Raw genomic sequence first — 21,906 nt, forward strand, 5'->3', positions numbered from 1 at the left:
GCTCGGCACGGCAGAGTCGAGTAGCAAAACCTGGTTCATCTATCGTCAACGGGGTATTCCGCACGGCCGCATAGCTCTTTCCCCGGACAGTCTGCCCCACGATAACAAGCCGACAGCGGTAGGGTCGGCCTACCGAACGCTCGCCGCGACGTCCCGCATCGTCTCCACCGTGACGTCGTGATTCCGTCGGTACTCGTTTATCAGGTCGACCACCGCCACCATCCGCTGGAAGTCGGCCTCGGTCACGACGTTGTTCGGGTGGAGCCACAGGTGGAAGACGCCCTCGTCGCGCCGAGCGAGCGACTCCAGCCCGGCCTTCACCTGCCGGAGGATGGGCTGGTCGGTGAGCGGCGAGACGAGCGACCGAGCGGCCCCTTCGAAGCCGTAGAGGTAGAGCGAGGCGGGCACGTTCACCAGGCCGTGCTCGTCGACGGTCGGGTCGAAGACGGGCGGGGTCGACAGCCCCAGCGCGTACTCCGCGAACTTGCCGGGTGCGGTGACCGGCAGGCGGTGGTACCATCGGGGGACCTGGTTCCCCCGATAGCAGGTGAACCCGTTGTCGGCCAGCACGTCCAGGTGGCCGACGTTGTTCCGGGGGAACACGAGCGAGTCGAGGTCGACGCCGTACGCCTCGGCGGCCTCGTTCGCCAGTCGGAGTTCCGCGTCGGCGACCTCCCGGCTGGTGTCGGCCTTCCCGAACTCGACGTGCGAGAACGTGTGCGACCCGATGTCGTGGTCGACGTCGCTCTCGCGGATGCGGTCGAGGAGGTCCCGGCCGAACCAGTTGGGGTTCGCGACCCGGTCGCCGCCGGGGTCCGTCGCGAACCAGCCGTCGCCCGCCGCCGGGTGGTCGGCGTGCGTCCCGTCGCACTCGTCGAGGAAGAGGTGACCCACGACCGCCCACGTCGCCGGGACGTCGCCCCGTTCGAACAGGTCGACGAGGCGGTTCCACGACCCGCGCGCGTGTTCGATTCGCTCCACCGGGGGGTCCTGGAGGTCGTGGAAACCCCACGCCAGTTCGGCGTCGAGCGAGATGACGACGGCCTTCATACCGAATCCATCACGGATATCGACAAGTGCCTTCGGGTCTCCGGCCGTCGAATCACCGCGACGAGGGGGTACTCAGTCGGCGCTACAGGTAGCCGTCGTCGTACTGCTCGCTCCCGTCGGGTTTGTGCTGGTTCCCGCAGCTCTGGCACTCCAGTCGTTCCATCCCGTTCATCGCGGTGTCGGTGGCTCCGCAGTTGCTGCAGAAGAAGCCGTGCTGTTCGCCGTCGTCACCGACGTAGGTGGCGAAGAACGGGGCCTTGGTCCCCGAGCGCTCCTCGTCGCGGTCGACGCGGACCTCGGTGCCGTCGTCCGTCGTCGCCCGGCCGTCCTCGGGGAACTCGGACGGTTCGTCGCTCGGCTCCTCGCGCTCTCGCGGTTCGCCCTCCTCGGCGTCCCGCGAGTAGACGTGTTCGGTCAGCTCCTGGCCGCCGAACTCGACGTCCTGTTCGTCGACCTGCTGGAAGTCGAACCGCTCGAAGAACGCCTCCCCTTCCTGGTTTTCGGTGAGGGCGAGCGCGCGAACCTCCGTCGCTCCCCGCTCGTCGAGTTCGTCGAGTATGCTCTCCAGCAGTTCGGTGGCGTGGCCCTGGCCCCGGTGTTCCGGGTCGACGAACAGCCACCGGACGTCACCCTGCTCGCCGTCGACCGCCGCCTTGGTGACGGCGACGACCGTCCCGTCCGACTCGGTGACGAGGAAGACGGTGTCCTCGTCGTCCGTCCACTCCTGCTGTCGCTCCGGGGAGAACTGGTCCTCGACAACGGCGTCGAGTTCGCGGGGACTGAGCGAGTACGACGCGGTCATCGAGCTCTCGGCGACCGCACGAATCCGGTCGGCATCGTCGGGGTCTGCGGCTCGGGATGTCGTCACGCCTCTCCGTTCGAACGCACGTAGTAAAGAAGAGGGGCCTGCAGTGTCCGGTCGGTCTCCGGGTCGGGAAGGTGGGACGGCCGAGAGACTGCTCAGAACAGCGGTTCCAGCTCGTCCTGGCCGTCGTTGACGAGGTTGTCGAGGTTCTCGGTGCTCTCGTCGCGAATCTCGTCGATGTTGTCCTGCGCCTCGATGGCGACCTGCTGGAGTTCCTTGATGCGCGGGACGTTCGTCACGCCCGACAGCAGGACGACGCTGGCGACGAAGTCGCCGCTCCCGAGCGGGTAGTCACCGCCCCGGACCTCCATGCTCCCGGTCTGCTCCTCGAGCCACTTCCGCCCGCGCTCTATGCCCTTCCGGTTGAGGTACTTCGAGGGACCGGCCATGACGAGCAGTGCGCGCTCGACGCCGTCGACCTCACACGGGAGGGTCAGGCGACCGAGTGCCGCCTTTCGGACGAGCGACGTGACGCGGTTGGTCGTCTGGGCTGCGTCGAGGTCGTCGCCGTTGCCACCGTTGCCGCGGAACCGCGAGAGGAGTCCGGTGTCCTCGCGTTCGATGGTCTCGCTGGCGTAGCCGACCGTCGAGACGCCGCCGCCCGCCAGCGTGTTGATGATCTCGCTGGAGTCGACGACGCTCTCTGCGACCTCGCCGCCGTGTTCGACCTCGCCCGCACCGAACAGGAGGCCGAACCGCTCGACGATCTCCTCGTTGATGGCGTCGTAGCCGCCCTGCATCGACTCGCCCGCGTTGCGCCAGTTGTCGTTGTCGAAGACGAGCAGGTTGTCCGTCTCGCGGACGAACGTCTGGAACGAGCGCGCGGCGTTCAGGGTGTAGATGCCGCCTTCGTCGCTGCTCGGCAGGATGCCCAGCGCGTACACCGGTTCGGTGTAGATGCGCTTGAGGTGGCGGGCGACGACCGGACCGCCGCCGGACCCGGAGCCACCGCCCATCCCGCTGATGATGAGGAACGCGTCGACCTCGTGGGCCGGGACGTCGTCCATCGCGCTCATCACCTCGTCGATGTCCTCCTCGGCGACCTCCGCGCCGAGTTCGTTGTCGGCACCGACGCCGTGTCCTTTCACCCGTGACTGCCCGACGAGGACGCGGTTCTCCTCGGGGACGTGCTCGAGTCCCATGAGGTCGGCCTTCGCGGTGTTCACCGCGAGCGCCGCCCGGACGATGTTCGAGCCGTTCCGCTGGTCGTACTCGAGGAACTTGTCGAGTACCTTCCCACCGGCCTGCCCGTACCCTATCATTGCCAGCTTCATCTTGACGGAGAAAACGGGAGTTCGGGTATAACTCTTGTTACTAGAATAGTAGCGTATATCGACCTGTTTTCGAGCTGTCCCGAGCGCACTCCCGCGGTTCGGGTCGCCTCTAGGCCCCGATTAACGGTCGTATAGAGACGAACGCGCCGGGGATAGCACGCCCTGTCTGGCGATCACTGTTCCACCGGGGTCGGTTCCTCGTCCGGACTCAGACCGAGGTACTCCCCCAGCGTCTTCAGGTCGCGTTCGTCGTAGCCGAAGGCGTCGACGTCGTTGTGGGCGACCGTGTTGTCCATGCGGAGCGACCGGGCCTGGTCCCGACCCATCGGTCCGCCGATGGCCCCGAGCATCCCCAGCCCGATGTCCGCCAGCACCATCGGCATGGGAATCGCCGTGAACGAGTGACCGTCGGCGCGGTGGGCCATCTTCGCAACGTCCTCCAGCGTCAGCACCTCCGGGCCACCGATCTCGTAGGTGTTCCCGAGATACTCGTCGTCGTCGAGACAGTCGGCGAGCATCGGGATGAAGTCGCCGAGCCAGATTGGCTGGAACCTCGTGTCCCCGCCACCGGGTAGCGGTGCGGCCGGTCGCACCGCGAGTTTCTTCGTGAACGAGACGAACTCGCCGCCCTCGCCGAAGATGACCGACGGACGCACGATGACGTAGTCCAGCCCGGACTCCTCGACGACACGCTCGGCCTGCCCCTTCGACGCGATGTAGGCGGTGTCGCCGTCGGGGTCGGCTCCTAGCGCGCTCTGCTGGACGAGCGTCGGGACGCCGTGCTCCGTCGCCGCCTCGACGACGTTCTCGGTGCCGCCGAGGTGGACCTCGAAGTGCTTCTCGTACCCGCCCGAGGGCCGGAACAGCGGCGAGAGCGCGACGAGGTTGACGACGACGTCCTGCCCCTCGAACGCCCCCTCGATGGAGTCGTAGGCCGTGACGTCGCCCATCACCGTCTCGACGCCCGCCGGGAGGTCGTCGTCGTCCGGCGAGCGCGAGAGCGCCGTGACGTCGTGGCCGCGCTCGTTCAACGCTCGGCAGAGTGCGGTGCCGACGAATCCAGTTCCGCCGACTACGAGAACACGCATACGTGAAAGAGGGACGGAACCGACGTAAAACTACGCGCGGCGGCCATTCGGGCCGTCGAATCGGGGTAAGACGAGTCCGGCGGCGAGCAGGGTCATTCCGACGACGGCGGTGAACACTCCCGCGAGCATCGCGACGACGTCCAGGTCGGGCACGAGGAAGCCGTATCCGAAGATGACGACGCCGGCGACGAGGGCGACGGCACCGACGATCTGCAGCAGTCGTTCGAGCGATGGCATATCTCGATTGGGGGAGTGAGACCGGTAAACCGGTTTCGGCCTCCCGTCCCTCGGTCGACAGGTGACGGCCTCTTCGGGTCGGGCGAATCACCGTACTTACGTCCGCCGCCGGGAAACGCCTCTCATGCTCATCACGTTGGAGGGCATCGACGGCTCCGGCAAGACCACCGCCTGGGAGGCGCTGCAGGACGTCTACCCCGATGCGGTGTTCACCCACGAGCCGACGGACTCGTGGTACGGCGAGGCCGTCCGTCGCTCCCTCGAAGACGACGACGCCGACTCCATCGCCGAACTGTTCCTCTACACTGCGGACCACGCCGACCACCTCTCGCGGGTCGTCGAACCCGCACTCGACGACGGCGAACTCGTCATCTCCGACCGCTACTCGGACTCCCGATACGCCTACCAGGGTGCGAGCCTCGCGGGCGAACTGAAGCGACCGATGGAGTACGTCCGCGGCGTCCACCAGCCGTTCACTCGCCCGCCGGACGCGACGATATACTTCGACGTGGACCCGCAGGTCGGCGCGGAGCGGGCGGGCGCGACGGACAAGTTCGAGGCGGCGGGCTACCTCGCGGCGGTCCAGGAGAACTACGAGACGCTCATCTCCTACCAGCCCGAACGGTTCGTCCGCGTCGACGCCCAACAGTCGCCCGAGGAGGTCCTCGACGCGGTGGAGACGGCGCTCGAACGCATCCGCTCGAACGCGTAGGCCCGTCTCGAAAGACCGAACTCAGCGCCGCGGCGAGTTCTCCCGCCGTTCGCTCCCGTACTCGCGGGGCAGGTCCACGTCGTCGGGGCTGGGCATCCAGAGGTAGTCGAACGCGATGCCGAACGTGAGCGGGAGGACGAACGCGATGCCGACGACGGCTGCGCGACTCCCGAGGTCGAACGGGACGATGGCCCCGAGCAGCAGGACCGGGACGACCATGGCGACCGGCGTGATGAATAGCGTGAACACGACCGGTCCCCAGCGCGTGTCGAGACGGACGCGGAAGAAGCGCGTCAGGAGGGCGGCGATGGCGGTGTTGACCCCGACGATGAGGAGCAGGCCGACGACGCCGATGAGCGAGACCATGGGAGAGCTACGAGCGGCGGCCACTTCGACGTAACGGGTCGCGTACAGGAGCGGAACCGGTCGTCGCGTCCGCCGTGGCAGCCGACACCGCAACCGCTTTCGTATCGACACGTCACGTCGCCGTATGCACCGGGTCATCGGCGACCGCCCGTTCCCCGAGACGGGCTTCGAGGAGTCGGAGGCGCACGCGCTGCTTCGGGACATGGTCCGCGCCCGACGGTTCGACGAACGAGCGCTGTCGCTCCAGCGGCGTGGCTGGATGTCGGGGTATCCGCCGTTCCGCGGGCAGGAGGCGTCGCAGGTCGGGGCCGCACACGCCATGCGCGACGACGACTGGCTGGTGCCGACGTACCGCTCGAACGCGATGCAGATAGCGCACGGCGTCCCGATGTGGGACCTCCTCGCGTTCAGGCGCGGCCACGCCGAGTACTCCTCGGGGCACGACCTGAACGTCCTCCCGCAGGCCGTCCCCATCGGGTCGCAGATACCCCACGCGGCGGGCCTCGGGATGGCGACCAACTACCGCGAGGAGGAGTCGGCGGTCCTCTGCTACCTCGGCGACGGGGCGACCTCCGAGGGCGACTTCCACGAGGGCCTCAACTTCGCGGGCGTGTTCGACGCGCCGGTCGTCTTCCTCTGCGAGAACAACCACTGGGCCATCTCGACGCCGCGAACGAGACAGACCGCGAGCGACTCCATCGCGGTGAAGGCCCAGGCGTACGGTATCGAAGGGGTGCAGGTCGACGGGATGGACCCGCTCGCGGTCCGGAAGGTCGTCTCGGCGGCGTTGGACGTCGCCCGCGACGGGACGCCCGTCCTCGTCGAGAGCCTCACCTACCGGCAGGGGCCACACACGACGAGCGACGACCCCTCGAAGTACCGGGACGACGACGTCGACCTGCCCGAGTGGCGGACCGGCGACCCCATCGACCGCTACGTCGACTACCTCCAGCAGACCGACCTCGTCACCGACGAGGAGGTCGAGGACCTCCGCGAGGAGGCGAACGACGAGGTCGGGGACGCCGTCGAGCGCGTCGAGGAGACCGAGACCGACGACCTGGACGACGTGTTCGACCACGTCTACGAGGAGCTGCCGCCGCGACTCCGCGAACAGCGCGAGTACGTCCGCTCGCGGAACTGACCGACCCGCTCTCGGTCCGACGCCGCCGTCGTTTCACACCGAGTCGTCCGGCGCGTGCGTCTCGCGGAGTCGTTCGACCTCCGTCGCGTAGCGCTCGCGCGTCTCCTCGTCCGAGACGGTCCCGAGGTTGCTCGGGGAGACGTCGAGGGCGGCCGTCGTCTCGCGGCCCGGGCCGCTGAAACTCGTCAGCGCTCGTTCTTTCCGGAAGTCGCGCTCGCCGTCGGGCGTCGCGTACGTCAGGATGATGAGGTTCTGCTCGTCGTCCGAGTACGTCCGCTCGACCAGCCACACCCTGACCGCGTCGTCCGACGCGTCGGCTCCTTCCACGTCGCTCGCTCCGGAGTGCTCCATACCTGTCAGTCGGTGCCGCGAGGCCAAAATATCGCCGACGGGGATACAGTTATACAGCGGGGCCTGTATGAGAAATCATGCGCTTTGTTATCGTGGGTGCTGGGCGTGTCGGGCGACGAACGGCACGCGTGTTGACCCAGGAGGGTCACGAGGTGACGGTCGTCGAACTCGACAGCGGTCGTGCGGAGCGCGCACCGTCCGAAGAGTTCGAGGTGGTCGAGGGCGACGGGTCGAGCGAGAGCGACCTCGAATCGGTGGGCATCGACGAGGCGGACGGCATCGCCGCGCTCTCGGGCGACGTGACGGTCAACCTCGTCGCGTGTATGATCGGGAAGGCGCGCGACTGCCGGACGGTCCTCCGGGTCGACAACGACTACCGCGAGTACATCCTCACGAAGTACGCCAGCGACGTGGACGAGGTCATCTACCCCGAGCGACTCGGTGCCATCGCCGCGAAGAACGCCCTCATGGGCGGGTCGGTCCGGGCCATCGCCGACGTCGCCCAGAACATCCAGCTGGTCGAACTCACCGTCACCGAGGAGTCGCCGATGCGCGGCTACACGCTCTCGGAACTCGAACTCCCGGCGGACTCGAAGCTGCTCGGCTTCGGGAAGGAAGGAGGGTCGGTCAGCCTCCCGAACGACGACGAGTCGCTCGAACTCGGAGACAGGGTCGTCGTCATCGCCGACTTCGACGCACTGTCGGACGTCAGACAGATAATCGTCGGCGAGTCGCCGCAGCGAGCGACGGCCTGAACTGACCGTCCGGCGACGCGCTCGTTCTCGGTTGCCACCGCTCTTCGACCGTTCTCCCGACGCCCCGAGTGACGACCGAATCGACGCCGACGCGCCGGTCAGAGCGGCATCGGTCCGCTGCCGCCCTCCTCGTCCTGTCGCGCCCGCGAGAGGAGGTTCGCGACGGGTGGTCGGTAGGTGAACCCGGGGACGACGCCCTCCATGTACGTCCCCTCGACGTACTCGGCGAAGGCCTTCGTCACCTCGGGCGCGCGGTCGGCGTTGCCGAACGTGAACTCGAACGTGGCGACGGCGTCGGTCCCCCTCGTCTCGACGTCGATGGCCTCGACGTCGACGGACTCACGGACCGTCCCCGGCGCGTCCTCCAGTCGCAACTCGAACGTCTCGAGCCAGCCGTCTCGCAGGCTGGGGCCGACGTCCTCCTCGACGGCCGCGTCGAGCGTCGGCACCCGGACCGTGAGCGAGTAGCGGAGCGCCCACCCGTCGGTCTCGCTGGCGGTGACCCGCCCACCGAACGCCGTCGTCTCCAGTTCGTACCCCTCCTCGCCCGCGTCGAACGCGTCGTGTGCGTCGAACGCACGCCGTGCCTTCTCCGGAAGGTCGCTCATTACACCTCTGTAGGCCGCTGCGACGGAAAAGGACACCGCGATGCACCGCTCGCTGACTGTGAAAGGACCAGACTGTTACTGCTCGGCCGCGTCCCCGACCACATGGCATCTCGCGTCAAACGGCTGTTCAAGCTGCTGTACAACGTCACGAGCATCATCACGGTGCTTCGACTGCTCCGCAAGGGGTTCAAGAAGATCCGCGGAAAGTAGCGCCCCCGTTCGGGGACGCCGTTCGGTACTGTAGGGAGAGAACTTTTCAGCCCGGCGACCGTTGGTTTCAACTGTACTTCGCGGTCGGCACCCGCTCGCGGACCGGACGGCGACTCGCCGCCCAACGGGCCCCACTCGACGGCGTGACCGGTCTCTCGCCCGAGTCGACGGACGGTTCGACATCGACGCCAACGACGACGGAACGACCGACGGGAGCCGTGCCGCGGGTCGGAGTTCGACTATGCCCTGGCAAGACCTCGTGTTCGCGGTCGGATCGATGGTCGGAATCATCGCCCTCCTCCCCACGCTCCGGGACCAGACCGCCCTGGTCCCGCGACGGACCTCCCTGACGTCGTTCGCCATCGGCGGCATCTACACCGCGGCGTTCGTCAGCCTCGGGATGTGGCTGTCGGCGCTCGGGTCGGTGCTCACGGCGACCATCTGGTTCGCCATCGCGTCCCTGCGGAGCGACGGCGGCGAGGCTGCGAACTCGGGGTGACGGCTGCTTCGTCTCGATTCGTTGGGAGTGGTCAGGAGCCGGTGGAGGGATTCGAACCTCGTCCGAGAACCTGCGCATCGCGCAGAACCTCGGTCTGGTTCAATTCTCTCACCGTCCATCGCTGTCGCTCACTGTCGTTCGCGACGAGCGATGCGGGAGGAGGGATTTGAACCCACGAACACCTACGTGAGCGGATCTTAAGTCCGCCGCCTTTGGCCAGACTCGGCCACTCCCGCCTACGCGACCCTGTGAGAGCGAGTGAAAAGGCCGTTGCGATTACCAGTCGACGCTGAGTGTCCCGTCACCCTGTGGGTCGGGGGCTATCTCCTCGCTGGTCCGCCGGTCGACGACGTGGATGACGCCGCGGTCCTTCTTCGCCGGACAGACCTCGGCGGCACGGACGTTGTGGTCGAGTTCCGCCTCGTCGAAGAAGTACGTCTGCGGTCGTGCGATTCCCGTCGAGAGGTCCATCTCCCAGTTCGCCGAGACCTCGGCGCACTTCCCGGCGGCGATGCACTTGTTCGCCTCGAAGATGATCTTGTAGGGCTTCTCCTCGACCGGCGGGGCGTCGGCCTCCCCGATGGTGCTCGGGTCGATTGGGGCGTCGGCGTCCTCCTCGCGACTCATGCGAGAGGGTTGCTGACGAGGCGGTTTGTCGCTATCGATAGTGCTCCCGAGCGACTCCCTACTCCTGGGTTCGACCACGGGAATCGAGTTCGCCGGCGGCGGTGCCGACCGAAGAGCAAGACGGACCCGCTGGTGTTCGGACGTGCGCCGAAAGAAAGAAGAGCGCGCGATAGCGCCGGACTACCGGCGAATCTGGACGGACTCGATGACGACGTCCTCGGTCGGCTTGTCGCTGCCGTCGGTGTTCACCGAGCCGATCTCGTGGACGACGTCCATCCCGTCGACGACCTCGCCGAAGACGGAGTGCTTGCCGTCGAGGTGCGGCGTGGCGTCGAGCGTGATGAAGAACTGCGAGCCGTTGGTGTTCGGTCCGGCGTTCGCCATCGAGAGCGTCCCCTCGCTGTCGTGGGTCAGGTCGTCGTGGAACTCGTCGTCGAACTGGTAGCCGGGGCCGCCGCGACCGGTGCCGGTCGGGTCACCGCCCTGGATCATGAACCCCTCGATGACGCGGTGGAAGATGGTGCCCTCGTACAGCGAGTCGTTCCGCGTCTCGCCGCTCTCCGGGTCCTCCCACTCCTGTGCGCCCGTCGCGAGCTCCGTGAAGTTCTCGACCGTACGAGGCGCTCGGTCCTCGTACAGTTCGAGTTCGATGTCGCCCTTGCTGGTCTTCAGGATCGCGTGGGGGTTGTCGTCGGCCATGGCCGAGGCCACGAATCGGGTGCAAAAAAGCGTGCCGATGGCGAGGACGGATTACGCGCCGGGAACGCCGAGTGCGCTGAACGCGAGGATGTTCAGGAGGGTGAGTATCCACAGCACGACCAGCGACGCGAGCCACGCGATGAACGCGATGCCAGCCGCCCGGAGCCACCCACCGGGGTACTGCCAGTTGACGACCGCGAGGTACGCGACGAACGCCAGCAGGAAGCCGACCAACGGCACCCACGAGAACACTGCCCACGCGATGGCACCGATGAGCGCCGTCACGAGCGCCCGCGAGTAGTCGTCGACGTTCGAGAGGACCCGAGCGCCGACGTAGATACCGAGTCCGCCGATGAGCAGACTCACGACGAAGTTGATGATGCTCCCGATGAACCCCTCCGCCTGGACGAGTACTGGTTCCATATTCCTCAAGACACGCCAAGGACACTTTGGTAAGCGGCGCTTGCAACCTTGCACCGGCAAACTCGCCAACCCGGGACGGTTTCGCGCCAGTTTCGCCGTTCGAAAACGACGTTCCCGCAGGTACAAACCGTAGCGGTCCCACACTCTCGTCAATGCACGCCAGCGAGCGTCTCACGCTTGCACGACTCCCTTCGGGGGTCGCCATCGAGACGACCGTCCACACCTACGGCACCGACGACGGTCCGACGCTCTACGTCCAGGCCGCCCAGCACGGCCGCGAGGTCAACGGCTCGGCCGTCCTCAGACGGTTTCACGAGCGTCTCGACCCGAAGGACCTCTCGGGGCGCGTCGTCGCCGTCCCCGTCGCCAACCCGCTCACGTTCGACCGGGTCTCCTACACCACGCCCGAGCGCCTCGACTCGGTCAACCCGAACATGAACCGCGTCTGGCCGGGCGACGCCGAGGGGACGCTCCACGAACGGATGGCCGCGACGCTCTGGACGTACGCGAACGACGCCGACGCCATCGTGGACCTGCACACCGGCGCTCCGGAGATGCTCACCCACGTCGTCTTCGAGGAGGGGGTCGACCGGTCGCGCGAACTCGCCGAGGCGTTCGGAACCGACCTCCTGCTCGGCGAACCGGCCGACGACGAGGAGGAGACGGAGTGGACCGAACGGAGCTTCGACGGCAAGTTCCGCGTCGCAGCGGGGGACGCCGACATCCCGGCCATCACGCCCGAACTCGCCCACAACAAGGAGCTCGTCGAACCGGCCATCGAGACGGGCGTCGAGGGCCTGTTCGACGTCTGCCGCACTCTTGGCCTGCTCGACGGTGCGCCGACACCGACCGACCAGACGCTCGCGCGCAACCACCTCGGCAGCGTCACCGCCGACGACTCGGGCCTGTTCCGCCCGCACCCCGACCGCGACGTCGGTGAAGAGGTCGAGGTGGGTGACCCGCTCGGGACCGTCTACGACCCGTCGAGCTACGAGGTGCTCCAGGAGGCGAGTGTAGCGGACGACGGTATCCTCTACGCGCTGACCCGCGAGGCGACGGTGACGGCGGGGCAGTCGCTGGGCAACGTCGCGCTGGTGCAGGAGGAGTGAAATCGGCAGGCGGTCGGTCGCGTCCGTCTATCGGGTGCCGACTCAGAACGCCCGAAGCGCGTCGAGTCGCTCTGCCGCCTCGCCCGAGTCGATGACCTCGCGTGCCGTCGCCAGGCCCTCGTCCAGGTCCTCGCAGTCGCCGCGGGCGAAGATGCGGAACGCGCCGTTGAGGGCGACGGCGTCGGCGAACTGGTCGTCGCGCTCGCCGGTCAGTACCTCCTCGGTGATGCGCGCGGAGTCGAGGGCCACGTCCTCGACGCCCAGGTCGTCGCTGTCGAAGTCCATGCCGTACTCGGGCGTCTCGATGGTGAAGTCGTCCATCTCGCCGTCCTCCCCCACGGCGACGGTCGTAGACCCCGGACGGATGTCGTCGTAGCCCTCCATGCCCTGGAACATGACGACGCGCCCGATGTCGTAGCGCTCGCTCGCGTCGAACGTGTCGATGATGCGCTTGGCGTACGGCAGGTGGTAGAAACTGCCGAGGTGGACGTCGGCCCGCGCCGGGTTCGCCAGCGTCTCCATCGTGTTGACGAACGTCCGGACGCCCATCTGGTCGCGCCGGTCGGCGAGGTTCGACACGGCCGGGTTGAAGTTCGGCTGGTAGTAGAAGCCGAAGCCGACGTCGTCGGTCATCGCCGCCGACTGCTCGGGCGCGAGGTCGGTTCGAACGCCCAGCGTGTCGAGGACGTGCTTGTAGGCGTCCTGTTTCTGTGTCGGGACCCGGTCACCGGAGTGGACGACGACGGGCGTCCCGGCGGCCGCGGCGACGAGGCCCGCGCCGACGCCGAGCAGTGCGCTCCGGCCCTTGCCGTCGTAGTTCGCCCCGCAGTCGACCGGGTCGCAGTCGGGGGCGGCGAACGCGACGCTCTCCTCGGCCATCACGTCGATGTACGCCGCCAGTTCCTCGGGCGTGTTGCGCTTCCAGCGGTTCGCCAGCCAGAACGCGCCGAGCGTCGTCGGGTCGGGTTCGCCGGCGAGGATGCGCGCGAACGCCTCGCGGGCCTGTTCGCGGGTCATGTCCTCGGCGGACTTGTGGCCCGTCCCGACCACCTCGGTCATCAGCCGTTTCAGCGGCCACTCGCCGAACTCGGGGGTCGCTGTCGCCATGCGTGACCGTCCGAACTCGACCGTCGAAAGCGTTGCCGTTCCCGCGGACGAGTGCCATCGCGCTCGGTTCGCGTCGAGCGGGTGGGTCGTGCCGTCCGATGGCGCGAGCGCCACGCCACGGGAAGCTATTTCGCAGACGACAGGTAAGCTCCTCACGTCATGAACGTCGGACTCGTCGCCAGCGTGCTCTGGTTCCTCGTCGCGGTCGGCCTCGCCGTGTCCTCCGCACTGACGGGTGAACCCTCGCAGGCAGCCCTCTGGGGCGTCGTCTCGGTCATCGCCCTCGTGTTCGTCTCGAAGATGCGCGAGGAGTTCGGCCCCGTCCAGGTGTGACGCTCTCGAACCGGGTCGTACCGCCGAGGTCACAACGGTGATGCACCCGGGCCGTGTGGGGCCGGTATGGAGCTTCAGCCACTCGTCCCGGACACCGCGGCCTTCGAGGAGGCCGCCGAGTGCTACCGGCGCATCTGGGGCCGCGACGGGCGAGTGGCGTTCCGCAAGCACGCCGAGTTCCCCGGCTACCGGGGGTTCGTCGCCGTCGAGGAGGGGTCGGTCGTGGGCTACGCCTACGGCTACACGACGATGCCGGGTCAGTACTACCACGAGGCGCTCCGCGCCGTCCTCCCGCAGGCGACGTACGGGCAGTGGCTCGCGGACTGCTTCGAACTCGTCGAACTCGGCGTCGTCCCGGAGGCACGCGGGCGCGGACTCGGCGCTCGACTCCACGACGTCCTGCTGGGCGGCCTCCCACACACGACGAGCGTCCTCACCACTGGGGTCGACAACGAACCGGCGCGCAGCCTCTACGAGGACCGCGGCTGGGAGGCGCTGTTCGAACCGTTCGACCCGGAGGGCGGCGAACCGATGGTCGTCTACGGCCTCGCCCGCTCGCCACGCGCTGGCGGGCCTGTCGAGGAGGGCGAGCCTCGTTCGCGGACGGACGCACCCTGAGCACCGGTTCTCTCGCGCCGTTCGGTGGGCGTCGCTGCTCCCGATGTCACCTGACCATCCTGTCGAGCTGTTCGGTGAGCAGGTTGCTCACCTGCTGTGGGTTCGACACCGCCCGGAACGTTATCTCGGTCCCGCCGCTCCCGGCGGTGTCGACGTGGACGTCGCCGAAGGACAGCATGCGTTCGAGGAACGACTGCTCGAACGACGTGTTCTGGATGCGGTCGAGCCGGAGGCTGGTCACCTGCCGCGAGAACAGTCCCGTCTTGTGGTACACCTCGTTGGTCGTGATGACGTAGCGCGTCGACTGGTGGCGGACGTACGCGTACCCCACGAACAGCATCCCGAGCGGAATCAACAGCCACGCGACCCACCTGAACTCGAAGTCGTTCGGCAGCAGGAAGCCGTACAGCGCCAGACCGACGAGGACGACGACGACTCCGGCGACCAGCGACCCGGTCGCGAGGAGCAGGCTCGGGGTCCCGGACCAGACCACCTGCTCGTCGTCGCCGAGGGTCACCCACTCTGGGACGGACATGCCCACCCGTACGACGTCCCTCCGTATGGCTCTTTCCGGCCCGCTGACCCGTTCGGGGGCGTCGAGACATCGGCACGCTGTCACGCACCCGAGTCCTCCGGCTACGCGGGCCAGTCCGGTTCGACGTCGACCAGTCGGGCGCTCTCGTCCCACAGCCGTCGTCGGAGCGCGTCGTTGCCGACCCGCGAGTCGGGCGGCGTCGGGTCGCGTCCGACCAGGTACGCACCCGACTCGACGGCCAGTTCCGGCGCACCCGCGGCGTAGACGAGGTCCTCGCCCGACTCGGCGACCGACCGCCCCACGCCGAGACGCGACGCGAGTCTCACCGCGAGGCCGAACGCGCCACCGGTCTCGCGGTAGAGCCCGCTCCCCGGCACGAACCCCGGGTGGTACGCCAGCGCCGTCACGTCGCTCGGCAGGCGCGCGGCGAGTTCGGTGCTGAACAGCACGTTGGCGAGTTTCGACCGCGCGTAGGCCCCGAGCGCGTCGTACTCCTCGGCCAGCGTCGGGTCGTCGAGTCGCAACTCGCCGCGGCGGTGGACGCGCGAGGAGGTGACGACGACGCGCGAGGGTGCGGCCGACTCCAGTCGGCCGAGGAGTTCGTGGGTCAGCAGGTACGGCGCGAGGTGGTTGACGAGGAACACCCGCTCGACGGGGCCGCCGGGCGTCTCGACCACCTCGCGGTCGGGCAGCGAGAGGGCCGCGTTCAGCGCCAGCACGTCCACCTCGTCGTAGCGCTCGGTCACCTCGTCGGCCAGCGCCCGGACCGCGTCGAGGCGAGCGAGGTCGGCGCGGACGAAGATGCCGTCGCCGCCTCGGTCGCGCACCTCGGCGAGCGTCTCGACGCCCCGGTCGCGACTCCTCCCGACGAGCACTACCTCCGCGCCGAGGTCGCCGAATCGCTCGGCGGCGGCCCGGCCGATGCCGCTGGTCGCGCCGGTCAGGACGACGACGCTGTCGTCGAGCGTCTTCCACTCCATGCGGAGACCACGGGCGGGGGGACCGAAAGTACTCGCTCGTAGTGGACGGGGTCGTGACCGGGAGACGGACCGAGACCGAAACCCCCACTGTCGCCGGTTCCCTACGACCGACGATGAAGGCTCCCCGTGGGGACTGGTGCGACGGCCTCGACGCGGTGGACGTCGCCCTCGTCGACGGCTACCAGAGCGGGTTCCCGGTCGAACCGCGACCGTTCCGCGCGGTCGGCGCGGACCTCGGCGTCCCGGAGTCGGAGGCGCTCTCGCGCGTCGAGCGACTCCGCGACCGCGGCGTGTTCCGGCGGTTCGGCGCGGTGCTCAACCCGCCGGTCATCGGCAGTTCGACGCTCGCCGCGGTCTGCGCGCCCGACGACCGGTTCGAGGAGGTCGCAGACGTGATAAACGGCTACCGGCAGGTGAACCACAACTACCGCCGGGACCACGAGTGGAACATGTGGTTCGTCGTGACGGCCGCCTCGCGGACGACCCGCGACGCCATCCTCGCCGACATCGAGAAGCGAACCGGGCTCGACGTGCTGGCCCTCCCGATGCTCACGGACTACTACATCGACCTGGAGTTCCCGGTGATGAACGCGGACCGATTCGCCAGGGAATCGCTGGGCGAGACGACGGTGAGCGCGACCCGCATCTCCGAGTCCGCGACCGTCGACCTGAGCGTCCTCGACAGGCGCGTCCTGCTGGAGATACAGGACGGCTTCCCGCTCTCGCTCACGCCGTACGCCGACGTCGCGGCGGCCGTCGACGCGACCACCGGGGACGTCGTCGCGTCCATCGAGCGACTGGTCGCCGACGGCTGTATCAAGCGCATCGGCTGTATCGTCAACCACGTCGTCACCGGGTTCGACGCGAACTGCATGGTCGTCTGGGACGTGCCCGACGACGAACTCGACGCCCGCGGCGAACGCGCCGGGAGTCTCCCGTACGTCACGCTCTGTTACCACCGGCCGCGCCGACCGGAGCAGGGCTGGGAGTACAACCTGTTCACGATGATCCACGGCCGCGAGCAGGCCGCCGTCGACGAGAAGATAGACGAACTCGCCGTCGAGCACCTGCCGTACGACCACGAGCGACTCTACTCGACCGCGACGCTCAAACAGACCGGCGCGCAGTACGAGGAACTGGTCGGCGAGGAGTGAGGACCGTCACGGGCCGCGGTTCGGGGGTCGGCGCCGTCACTTGCTGGAGATGACGAGCATCGGCCCGACGAACACGAGGGCGATGCCGACGAATCGCCAGATGAACGCGTTGCCCATCATCGAGAGCGGCGTGAGGATGAACAGGAGACCGAACGCGATGATGTGCAGTCCGGTGACGACCTTGCTCTTCAGCGGGAGCGTCCCCAGGAGCCCCACGGCGAACAGTGCGAGGAAGACCTGCCCCATGTGGTACTGCTGCAGGAATGAGTCGACGACCTGGAGCGGGAGCGCGTACATCGTTACTACTCCATCGTACCAGTTCGACTTTCAAGCTTCCGTCTCTGCTCCGATGTCGAGCGGTCTGAGCACGACGTACCAGAGCGCGATGACCGCCGACCCGAATCCGACGGTCCAGACCAGCACGCCGAGGCCCGGCGCGCCCGCCTGCGTCAGCAGGTTGTCGACGAGACCGGGCACGATCACGCCCAGCGCGACGATGGCGATACCGGCCTTCGCGCGCTCCGAGAGCATCTCACCCTCGTCCTCGTCGGTGGCGGGGTCAGTCTCCGCGTCGGTGGTGGACTCCCGGTCCGCGGCGTCCACCTGGTCGGTGCTCCCGGCGGCGTCGGCCGACGTCTCCCCGCCGGCCGTCTGCCCCCTGTCGGCCGTCGAACTCGCGTCGTTTCCTTCGGCCATGGCCGCGCTACGGTCCCGGTGGTCCTGAACCCCACGGTCCTCCTCGGGGGACTCGCCGGCGGGCCGCCCACGAACCGACTCACCTTTCCGGCGGCGACGCGGCGTTCGACCGTGAACGTCGGACTCGTCGCCGCCCTCGCCGCCGCCCTCCTCTACGGCTGCTATCTCGCCGGCTACAAGCAGTTCTTCGGCGACTACCCGGCGATGGCGTACCTCTCGGTCGTCTACGCCGCGGCCGCCGGCTGGTACCTCCCGGTCACGGTGCCACACTTCACGAAGCTGGCGAGCCTGGCGCTCGGCTCGCTGGGCGCGCTCCTCGGTATCGCGGCGCTGACGGGCGTCGCCATCGCAGCGCTGTTCGAGGCGATTCGGTGGGGCGACGTGTCGTACGTCGCTCCGCTGAACAAGCTCGTTCCGCTGTTCGTGCTGCCGCTGGAGTTCTGGTTCTTCGAGGCGGGCCTGTCGGCGCTCCAGGTGGGCGGCGTCGTCCTCGCGACCGCGGGTGTCTACGCCGCGAACTACGAGTCGGGGAACCTCCTCGACCCGTTCCGCCGGGCGCTGTCCTACCGGCCCGCACAGCTCGCGCTCGTCAGCGCGGCGCTGTTCGGGGTCGCCGACACCGGGAAGCGACTGCTGCTCCAGGACCTCGCGCTCCCGGCCCCGCTCGTCGTCTGGACGACCCTCGTCGCCGTGACCGTCGTGGTCGCGCCGCTCGGAGTCCGCCAGCGGAGACGGCTCCCGCGGCGCGTCCTCCCGTTCCTGCTCGGCGTCGGCGCGTTCATCGCGTTCGGGAACCACCTCATCGCCATCAGCTTCGCCGAACTGCACGCGAGCGTCGCCTCGGCCATCATCAACGCACAGGCGGTCGTCGCCGTCCTCCTCGGCGGTGCCGTTCTGAACGAGGGGGCGTTCGGTCAGCGACTCGGCGCGGGCGTGCTCACGGTCTGCGGCGTCGCGTTCGTCGCGCTGGGGTAGCGGGACGCCTACCGGTCGTCGCCGTCCTCGGCGATGTGCTGTGCGACTACCGCCATGTAGTCCACGTAGGGGTTCCTGGTGGGCGCGCCGCCGGACTCGACGCGGTGACGGTCGAGGTCCGCCCACACCGTCGCCAGCACGAACGCCGCTTTCGCCCGGTAGAACCGCTCGTGTTCGAACGTGATGCCGGTGTTCGCCTCGTAGCGCGCGACCAGGTCCTCGCGACTCGGACTGCCGGGGTCCGCGGTGTACGGCGAGAGACCGCGCTCGTTCATCTGCCGCACGTCTTCGAGCGCCGCCTCGTCCGAACTGTGCGCCTCGATGTCGCCGAGCGGGAGGGCCGAATCCGACTCGTCACGGTAGTCGAGGAGGAAGTAGCCCAGTTCGGTGAACGGGTCGCCGAGCATCGCCGTCTCCCAGTCGAGGACGGCCGTGAGTTCGGGGTCGTCGCCGGCGAACAGGACGTTCCCGGCTCTGTAGTCGCCGTGGACGAGCGTCGTCGTCGGCGGCTCCGGGACGTTCGCCCCGAGCCAGTCGGCGACGTCCCGGAGTCGGTCGTACTCGCGGCCCGTGACTGTCGTCGCCACGTCGAGGCGCTCGACCGCTCGGGAGATCTGGTCCTGCGGTGTCAGCCGTTCGCAGACGTCGTCGAACGGGTCGGTGTCGAGCGAGTGAATCGTCGCGAGGGTGTCGACGAGTTGCTCGCCGATGCGTCGTCGCGCCGAGGGGGTACGATACCGTTCGGGCAGGTCGGTCCCGCGCGGGAAGGGCACTCCCTCGGCGTACGTCGTCACGACGAACGCCCCTCCCAGCACCGGCTCGTCGTCGCAGAACGCGACCGGCGAGGGAGTGGGGACGGCGGTCCCGTCGAGTCGTTCCAGCACCGCGTACTCCTGCTCGATAGCGACGAACAGGCCAGACTCCCGGAGCTTGTTCGGTCGGCGGACCACGTACGCCCGCGGGTCGTCGGCCGTCGCCACGGCGACGACCAGGTTGAGACCGTCGCTCAGCGTCTCGGTGCCGGCCACGTCGACCCCGAGTTCCGTCGCGAGGTACGATTCGAGGGCGGAGGTGTCGAGAGCGGTGGTCTCGGGACCGGTCATGCCCGAACGACCGTGCCGCGCCTGAAAAGCGAGGTGGGTGGGGTGTGAGAGTGACTCACGCCCCCTCCGCGTCTGCCTCGGGGGTCGCCCTCGTCTCGACACCATCCAGCACCGTCCCGAGCAGGTCCACCGCGCCGTCGGTGTGGAGCGGGCTGTTCCCCGAGCCGCACTGCGAGTCCATCACGCATCCCGGACAGCCGTCGGTCCCCTCACAGCCACACGTGTCGACGACGGTTCGCGTGTTGGCGGCGACGCGCTCGAACCGGTCGTAGAGCTTCCTGGAGAACCCGAGGCCGCCCTCGACGCCGTCGTAGACGAAGATGCCCGGCGAGTCGAGTTCGGGATGGCCGAGCACCGACAGTCCCCCGAGGTTCGACTTGTCGAGCGTGCACTCCAGCGGTGCGAGCTTTATCATCCCGTGCTCGGCGGCGTGCTGCGCGCCCTGGAACGCCACGTCCGGGGCGTCGACCCCGTAGCGCTGGCCGAGGCGGGCGCGCTCCGATTCGGGTACCGCCAGCCAGAGCGCCTGCGTCCGCATCGACAGCGGCGCGAGACCGGTCGGCTGTGGCGCGCCGAGGCTCTCGCCCGTCGCGATGGACTTGCGGGAGTAGGTGTCGTAGTGGACCGTCACGTCCGCGGTGCCCCAGTGGAGCGTGTAGTCGCCGAACGCCCGCGAGCGCTCAGACTCCAGGTTCCCGATGCGCGTGGCGTGGTTCGTCTGCGTGTAGTAGTCCACGTCGACCGGTTCGAGGTCGATGCGTGGCTGGTGGCCCTCCTCCTCGAAGCCGACCACCTCGAACTGCTGGCCGCGGTGGAGCGCCACCGCGCCGGGGTGGTACTCGCGGTACGCTCGCGCTCTCCCGACCGGTTCCAGTTCGGCGTCCACGTCGTCCGGCGTCCGAACGACGAACTCGTCGCCGCCGCTGGCGTACATCGACACCTGGCTCTGCGGGCGGTCCCGCCGGTCGTAGACGACGCCGGTGTCGAGGGTTCCCGTCAGGTAGCCAGCCTTCGTCCACATCTCGACGGCCGGTTCCAGACGCTCGCCGAACCAGCGCTCGTCGTCGTGCGTCAGGGGCAACTCGTGGGCCGCACAGAGCAGGTGCCGCGAGAAGACGGCGTTGTTCGAGCGGTCCACGACGGCGTCCTCTATCACGTCGTCGTCGAAGAGGTACGCCGGGTTGGCGAACACGTAGTTGTCGATGGCGTCCGCGCGGCCGACGAGGACCGAGAGCGCGTCGCCCGTCCCGCGTCCCGACCGCCCGAGTTGCTGCCAGAACGACTGTCGACTCCCCGGATAGCCGTTGAGCAGCGTCGCGTCGATACCCCCCACGTCGATGCCGAGTTCGAGCGCCGACGTGGTGACGACGCCGTCGAGCGACCCGTCCTTCAGGCCCGCCTCGGTCGCTCTGCGGTCGCCTTTCGTGTGGCCCGCGTTGTACGACTCGACACGCAGGCGACCCATGTTGTGGCGCGTCGCGGCCTGCTTCGCCCGCTCGCGGTTCAACTCGGTCATGCGCCGCGACCCGACGAACGCGAGCGTCTGGGTCCCGTTCGTCCCGAGGTGGGCCAGCACCTCGGCGGCCTCCGCGCTCGCGGAGCGCCGCGCCTCGCCCTCGCCGGGCGGCCGCCAGAACGCGATTTCACGACGCCCGCGCGGAGAGCCGTCGTCGTCCACGACGGTCACGTCGGTGTCGACGAGGTTCTTCGCGTGTTCGGCGGGATTGCCGATGGTCGCGGAGGTGAGGACGAGCGACGGGTCGGCGTCGTAGTGGTCGAGCACGCGCCGGAGTCTCCGCAGGACCCACGCGACGTGCATCCCGTGGACACCGGAGTAGGCGTGGGCCTCGTCGACGGCGAGGGTCGCACAGTTCCCGAACAGGCGCGCCCACTGGCTGTGCTGCGGGAGGTAGGCGTTGACGCCCGAGACGTTCGTGATGACCACGTCCGCCGTCCGGCGGATGTCCCGCTTCGCCTCGCTCGCGGTGTCGCCGTCGTAGACGCGCACCGACACGTCGAGGCCCAGTTCGTCGTACAGGTCGGTGAGCGCACGCTGCTGGTCGCGAGAGAGCGCCTTCGTCGGGCAGAGCAAGAGCGCTGTCGACTCGGGGTTCCGGAGGTGCTGGCGCGCGATCTCCAGCGCGTAGACGAGCGTCTTCCCGCTGGCCGTGCTGGTCGTCACGCAGACGTCCTCCCCTTGAGCCAGCGCGTCCAGTGCCGTCGCCTGGTGACTGTAGAGGTCGTGTGGCATCGCGTCGGCGAGGCCCGGTTCGAGCACGTCGCTCGCGGGGACCGTTCGGGCGTCGCGGGCCTCCTGGACGAACACGTCCCGTATCTGTCCGGCGTAGTCGGGGAACGTGGTGCGGAGGCGGTCGGCGTTCACGTCGAGGG

27 protein-coding genes and 1 tRNA gene are annotated in these 21,906 nt (G+C 68.5%); 9 read left to right on the top strand and 19 right to left on the bottom strand.

Features of this window, described 5'->3' with window-relative positions; translation table 11 throughout:
- Positions 1–129: 129 nt before the first annotated feature.
- The 5 genes from MX571_RS08800 to MX571_RS08820 all read right to left on the bottom strand — a co-directional run bounded on the left by MX571_RS08800 (position 130) and on the right by MX571_RS08820 (position 4,514).
- Complete coding sequence (locus MX571_RS08800) at positions 130–1,050, bottom strand: polysaccharide deacetylase family protein (protein ID WP_247415544.1); 921 nt, start codon at positions 1,048–1,050, stop codon at positions 130–132.
- A gap of 82 nt (positions 1,051–1,132) precedes the next feature.
- Positions 1,133–1,918, bottom strand: coding sequence for a GNAT family N-acetyltransferase (locus tag MX571_RS08805; RefSeq protein WP_247415546.1), 786 nt, complete (start codon positions 1,916–1,918; stop codon positions 1,133–1,135).
- 92 nt (positions 1,919–2,010) lie between these two features.
- Positions 2,011–3,177, bottom strand: a complete 1,167-nt coding sequence (locus MX571_RS08810; protein WP_368409043.1) for a tubulin/FtsZ family protein — start codon at positions 3,175–3,177, stop codon at positions 2,011–2,013.
- A 185-nt stretch (positions 3,178–3,362) separates the two neighbouring features.
- The gene (locus tag MX571_RS08815; RefSeq protein WP_247415552.1) at positions 3,363–4,277 is read right to left on the bottom strand and encodes a complex I NDUFA9 subunit family protein; all 915 of its coding nucleotides are present in this window, start codon (positions 4,275–4,277) and stop codon (positions 3,363–3,365) included.
- A gap of 30 nt (positions 4,278–4,307) precedes the next feature.
- Positions 4,308–4,514: a hypothetical protein gene (locus tag MX571_RS08820; protein WP_247415555.1), complete on the bottom strand. Its 207-nt coding sequence runs from the start codon at positions 4,512–4,514 to the stop codon at positions 4,308–4,310.
- Positions 4,515–4,638: 124 nt separating this feature from the next.
- Here MX571_RS08820 and tmk point away from each other — a divergent pair, with 124 nt between their 5' ends.
- Positions 4,639–5,226 (top strand): dTMP kinase, encoded by a 588-nt coding sequence (tmk, locus tag MX571_RS08825; protein ID WP_247415556.1) that lies wholly within the window; start codon positions 4,639–4,641, stop codon positions 5,224–5,226.
- A 21-nt stretch (positions 5,227–5,247) separates the two neighbouring features.
- On the opposite strand, the gene MX571_RS08830 is transcribed toward tmk, so the two are convergent.
- Positions 5,248–5,592, bottom strand: a complete 345-nt coding sequence (locus tag MX571_RS08830) for a DUF7991 family protein (RefSeq protein WP_247415560.1) — start codon at positions 5,590–5,592, stop codon at positions 5,248–5,250.
- A gap of 124 nt (positions 5,593–5,716) precedes the next feature.
- Here MX571_RS08830 and pdhA point away from each other — a divergent pair, with 124 nt between their 5' ends.
- Entirely contained in the window at positions 5,717–6,733 is a 1,017-nt protein-coding gene (gene pdhA, locus MX571_RS08835; RefSeq protein WP_247415561.1) for a pyruvate dehydrogenase (acetyl-transferring) E1 component subunit alpha, read from the top strand.
- Positions 6,734–6,766: 33 nt separating this feature from the next.
- On the opposite strand, the gene MX571_RS08840 is transcribed toward pdhA, so the two are convergent.
- Positions 6,767–7,084 carry a DUF7967 family protein gene (locus MX571_RS08840; RefSeq protein WP_247415564.1) on the bottom strand — a complete coding sequence of 106 codons (318 nt, stop codon included), beginning with the start codon at positions 7,082–7,084 and terminating at the stop codon, positions 6,767–6,769.
- 77 nt (positions 7,085–7,161) lie between these two features.
- Between MX571_RS08840 and MX571_RS08845 the strand changes: the two genes are divergently transcribed.
- The gene (locus MX571_RS08845) at positions 7,162–7,839 is read left to right on the top strand and encodes a potassium channel family protein (protein ID WP_247415566.1); all 678 of its coding nucleotides are present in this window, start codon (positions 7,162–7,164) and stop codon (positions 7,837–7,839) included.
- A gap of 98 nt (positions 7,840–7,937) precedes the next feature.
- Here MX571_RS08845 and MX571_RS08850 read toward each other — a convergent pair whose 3' ends face one another.
- On the bottom strand, positions 7,938–8,447 hold the full coding sequence (locus tag MX571_RS08850; protein WP_247415569.1) for a DUF5813 family protein: 510 nt from the start codon (positions 8,445–8,447) through the stop codon (positions 7,938–7,940).
- 451 nt (positions 8,448–8,898) lie between these two features.
- Here MX571_RS08850 and MX571_RS08855 point away from each other — a divergent pair, with 451 nt between their 5' ends.
- Positions 8,899–9,156 (top strand): hypothetical protein, encoded by a 258-nt coding sequence (locus tag MX571_RS08855; RefSeq protein ID WP_247415571.1) that lies wholly within the window; start codon positions 8,899–8,901, stop codon positions 9,154–9,156.
- A 151-nt stretch (positions 9,157–9,307) separates the two neighbouring features.
- Here the strand turns inward: MX571_RS08855 and MX571_RS08860 are convergent.
- The 4 genes from MX571_RS08860 to MX571_RS08875 all read right to left on the bottom strand — a co-directional run bounded on the left by MX571_RS08860 (position 9,308) and on the right by MX571_RS08875 (position 10,905).
- A tRNA-Leu gene (locus MX571_RS08860) sits at positions 9,308–9,392 on the bottom strand.
- A gap of 40 nt (positions 9,393–9,432) precedes the next feature.
- Positions 9,433–9,783 (bottom strand): ferredoxin, encoded by a 351-nt coding sequence (locus tag MX571_RS08865; protein WP_247415575.1) that lies wholly within the window; start codon positions 9,781–9,783, stop codon positions 9,433–9,435.
- 180 nt (positions 9,784–9,963) lie between these two features.
- Positions 9,964–10,482 (bottom strand): peptidylprolyl isomerase, encoded by a 519-nt coding sequence (locus MX571_RS08870; RefSeq protein ID WP_247415577.1) that lies wholly within the window; start codon positions 10,480–10,482, stop codon positions 9,964–9,966.
- A 51-nt stretch (positions 10,483–10,533) separates the two neighbouring features.
- Positions 10,534–10,905 carry a hypothetical protein gene (locus MX571_RS08875; protein ID WP_247415580.1) on the bottom strand — a complete coding sequence of 124 codons (372 nt, stop codon included), beginning with the start codon at positions 10,903–10,905 and terminating at the stop codon, positions 10,534–10,536.
- 152 nt (positions 10,906–11,057) lie between these two features.
- On the opposite strand from MX571_RS08875, the gene MX571_RS08880 reads away from it, so the two are divergent.
- On the top strand, positions 11,058–12,014 hold the full coding sequence (locus tag MX571_RS08880; protein ID WP_247415582.1) for a succinylglutamate desuccinylase/aspartoacylase family protein: 957 nt from the start codon (positions 11,058–11,060) through the stop codon (positions 12,012–12,014).
- Positions 12,015–12,056: 42 nt separating this feature from the next.
- Here MX571_RS08880 and MX571_RS08885 read toward each other — a convergent pair whose 3' ends face one another.
- Positions 12,057–13,121, bottom strand: a complete 1,065-nt coding sequence (locus MX571_RS08885) for an anthranilate phosphoribosyltransferase (RefSeq protein WP_247415585.1) — start codon at positions 13,119–13,121, stop codon at positions 12,057–12,059.
- Between the two features lie 159 nt (positions 13,122–13,280).
- Between MX571_RS08885 and MX571_RS08890 the strand changes: the two genes are divergently transcribed.
- On the top strand, positions 13,281–13,454 hold the full coding sequence (locus tag MX571_RS08890) for a hypothetical protein (protein ID WP_247415587.1): 174 nt from the start codon (positions 13,281–13,283) through the stop codon (positions 13,452–13,454).
- Positions 13,455–13,520: 66 nt separating this feature from the next.
- The gene (locus tag MX571_RS08895) at positions 13,521–14,072 is read left to right on the top strand and encodes a GNAT family N-acetyltransferase (protein WP_247415589.1); all 552 of its coding nucleotides are present in this window, start codon (positions 13,521–13,523) and stop codon (positions 14,070–14,072) included.
- Between the two features lie 46 nt (positions 14,073–14,118).
- Here the strand turns inward: MX571_RS08895 and MX571_RS08900 are convergent, their stop codons facing one another.
- Together MX571_RS08900 and MX571_RS08905 are read right to left on the bottom strand one after the other, a co-directional pair.
- Positions 14,119–14,607: a PH domain-containing protein gene (locus MX571_RS08900; protein ID WP_247415590.1), complete on the bottom strand. Its 489-nt coding sequence runs from the start codon at positions 14,605–14,607 to the stop codon at positions 14,119–14,121.
- Between the two features lie 101 nt (positions 14,608–14,708).
- A complete protein-coding gene (locus MX571_RS08905) occupies positions 14,709–15,587 on the bottom strand; it encodes an SDR family NAD(P)-dependent oxidoreductase (protein ID WP_247415592.1) in 879 nt (292 codons plus the stop codon).
- Positions 15,588–15,700: 113 nt separating this feature from the next.
- On the opposite strand from MX571_RS08905, the gene ahbB reads away from it, so the two are divergent.
- Positions 15,701–16,741 carry a siroheme decarboxylase subunit beta gene (ahbB, locus tag MX571_RS08910; protein ID WP_247415596.1) on the top strand — a complete coding sequence of 347 codons (1,041 nt, stop codon included), beginning with the start codon at positions 15,701–15,703 and terminating at the stop codon, positions 16,739–16,741.
- 36 nt (positions 16,742–16,777) lie between these two features.
- Here ahbB and MX571_RS08915 read toward each other — a convergent pair whose 3' ends face one another.
- Positions 16,778–17,038, bottom strand: a complete 261-nt coding sequence (locus MX571_RS08915; protein WP_247415598.1) for a DUF8006 family protein — start codon at positions 17,036–17,038, stop codon at positions 16,778–16,780.
- 30 nt (positions 17,039–17,068) lie between these two features.
- Positions 17,069–17,437 carry a DUF7996 family protein gene (locus MX571_RS08920; RefSeq protein WP_247415600.1) on the bottom strand — a complete coding sequence of 123 codons (369 nt, stop codon included), beginning with the start codon at positions 17,435–17,437 and terminating at the stop codon, positions 17,069–17,071.
- Positions 17,438–17,548: 111 nt separating this feature from the next.
- Here MX571_RS08920 and MX571_RS08925 point away from each other — a divergent pair, with 111 nt between their 5' ends.
- Positions 17,549–18,412, top strand: coding sequence for an EamA family transporter (locus MX571_RS08925; protein WP_247415602.1), 864 nt, complete (start codon positions 17,549–17,551; stop codon positions 18,410–18,412).
- Positions 18,413–18,420: 8 nt separating this feature from the next.
- On the opposite strand, the gene MX571_RS08930 is transcribed toward MX571_RS08925, so the two are convergent.
- The gene (locus MX571_RS08930) at positions 18,421–19,515 is read right to left on the bottom strand and encodes a phosphotransferase family protein (protein ID WP_247415604.1); all 1,095 of its coding nucleotides are present in this window, start codon (positions 19,513–19,515) and stop codon (positions 18,421–18,423) included.
- A 55-nt stretch (positions 19,516–19,570) separates the two neighbouring features.
- Positions 19,571–21,898 carry a DEAD/DEAH box helicase gene (locus MX571_RS08935; RefSeq protein ID WP_247415607.1) on the bottom strand — a complete coding sequence of 776 codons (2,328 nt, stop codon included), beginning with the start codon at positions 21,896–21,898 and terminating at the stop codon, positions 19,571–19,573.
- Positions 21,899–21,906 lie beyond the last annotated feature (8 nt).

The organism is Halomarina salina, from assembly GCF_023074835.1.
Taxonomy (GTDB): Archaea; Halobacteriota; Halobacteria; order Halobacteriales; family Haloarculaceae; genus Halomarina; species Halomarina salina.

Bases quoted from the DNA above. Each gene is read 5' to 3' on its own strand.
- MX571_RS08840 (WP_247415564.1), bottom strand. From the start codon at position 7,084: ATGGAGCACTCCGGAGCGAGCGACGTGGAAGGAGCCGACGCGTCGGAC.
- pdhA (WP_247415561.1), top strand. From the start codon at position 5,717: ATGCACCGGGTCATCGGCGACCGCCCGTTCCCCGAGACGGGCTTCGAG.
- MX571_RS08915 (WP_247415598.1), bottom strand. From the start codon at position 17,038: ATGTACGCGCTCCCGCTCCAGGTCGTCGACTCATTCCTGCAGCAGTAC.
- MX571_RS08855 (WP_247415571.1), top strand. From the start codon at position 8,899: ATGCCCTGGCAAGACCTCGTGTTCGCGGTCGGATCGATGGTCGGAATC.
- MX571_RS08890 (WP_247415587.1), top strand. From the start codon at position 13,281: ATGAACGTCGGACTCGTCGCCAGCGTGCTCTGGTTCCTCGTCGCGGTC.
- ahbB (WP_247415596.1), top strand. From the start codon at position 15,701: ATGAAGGCTCCCCGTGGGGACTGGTGCGACGGCCTCGACGCGGTGGAC.
- MX571_RS08865 (WP_247415575.1), bottom strand. From the start codon at position 9,783: ATGAGTCGCGAGGAGGACGCCGACGCCCCAATCGACCCGAGCACCATC.
- MX571_RS08815 (WP_247415552.1), bottom strand. From the start codon at position 4,277: ATGCGTGTTCTCGTAGTCGGCGGAACTGGATTCGTCGGCACCGCACTC.
- MX571_RS08845 (WP_247415566.1), top strand. From the start codon at position 7,162: ATGCGCTTTGTTATCGTGGGTGCTGGGCGTGTCGGGCGACGAACGGCA.
- tmk (WP_247415556.1), top strand. From the start codon at position 4,639: ATGCTCATCACGTTGGAGGGCATCGACGGCTCCGGCAAGACCACCGCC.
- MX571_RS08830 (WP_247415560.1), bottom strand. From the start codon at position 5,592: ATGGTCTCGCTCATCGGCGTCGTCGGCCTGCTCCTCATCGTCGGGGTC.
- MX571_RS08875 (WP_247415580.1), bottom strand. From the start codon at position 10,905: ATGGAACCAGTACTCGTCCAGGCGGAGGGGTTCATCGGGAGCATCATC.
- MX571_RS08920 (WP_247415600.1), bottom strand. From the start codon at position 17,437: ATGGCCGAAGGAAACGACGCGAGTTCGACGGCCGACAGGGGGCAGACG.
- MX571_RS08905 (WP_247415592.1), bottom strand. From the start codon at position 15,587: ATGGAGTGGAAGACGCTCGACGACAGCGTCGTCGTCCTGACCGGCGCG.
- MX571_RS08820 (WP_247415555.1), bottom strand. From the start codon at position 4,514: ATGCCATCGCTCGAACGACTGCTGCAGATCGTCGGTGCCGTCGCCCTC.
- MX571_RS08800 (WP_247415544.1), bottom strand. From the start codon at position 1,050: ATGAAGGCCGTCGTCATCTCGCTCGACGCCGAACTGGCGTGGGGTTTC.
- MX571_RS08900 (WP_247415590.1), bottom strand. From the start codon at position 14,607: ATGTCCGTCCCAGAGTGGGTGACCCTCGGCGACGACGAGCAGGTGGTC.
- MX571_RS08880 (WP_247415582.1), top strand. From the start codon at position 11,058: ATGCACGCCAGCGAGCGTCTCACGCTTGCACGACTCCCTTCGGGGGTC.
- MX571_RS08810 (WP_368409043.1), bottom strand. From the start codon at position 3,177: ATGATAGGGTACGGGCAGGCCGGTGGGAAGGTACTCGACAAGTTCCTC.
- MX571_RS08850 (WP_247415569.1), bottom strand. From the start codon at position 8,447: ATGAGCGACCTTCCGGAGAAGGCACGGCGTGCGTTCGACGCACACGAC.
- MX571_RS08885 (WP_247415585.1), bottom strand. From the start codon at position 13,121: ATGGCGACAGCGACCCCCGAGTTCGGCGAGTGGCCGCTGAAACGGCTG.
- MX571_RS08895 (WP_247415589.1), top strand. From the start codon at position 13,521: ATGGAGCTTCAGCCACTCGTCCCGGACACCGCGGCCTTCGAGGAGGCC.
- MX571_RS08930 (WP_247415604.1), bottom strand. From the start codon at position 19,515: ATGACCGGTCCCGAGACCACCGCTCTCGACACCTCCGCCCTCGAATCG.
- MX571_RS08870 (WP_247415577.1), bottom strand. From the start codon at position 10,482: ATGGCCGACGACAACCCCCACGCGATCCTGAAGACCAGCAAGGGCGAC.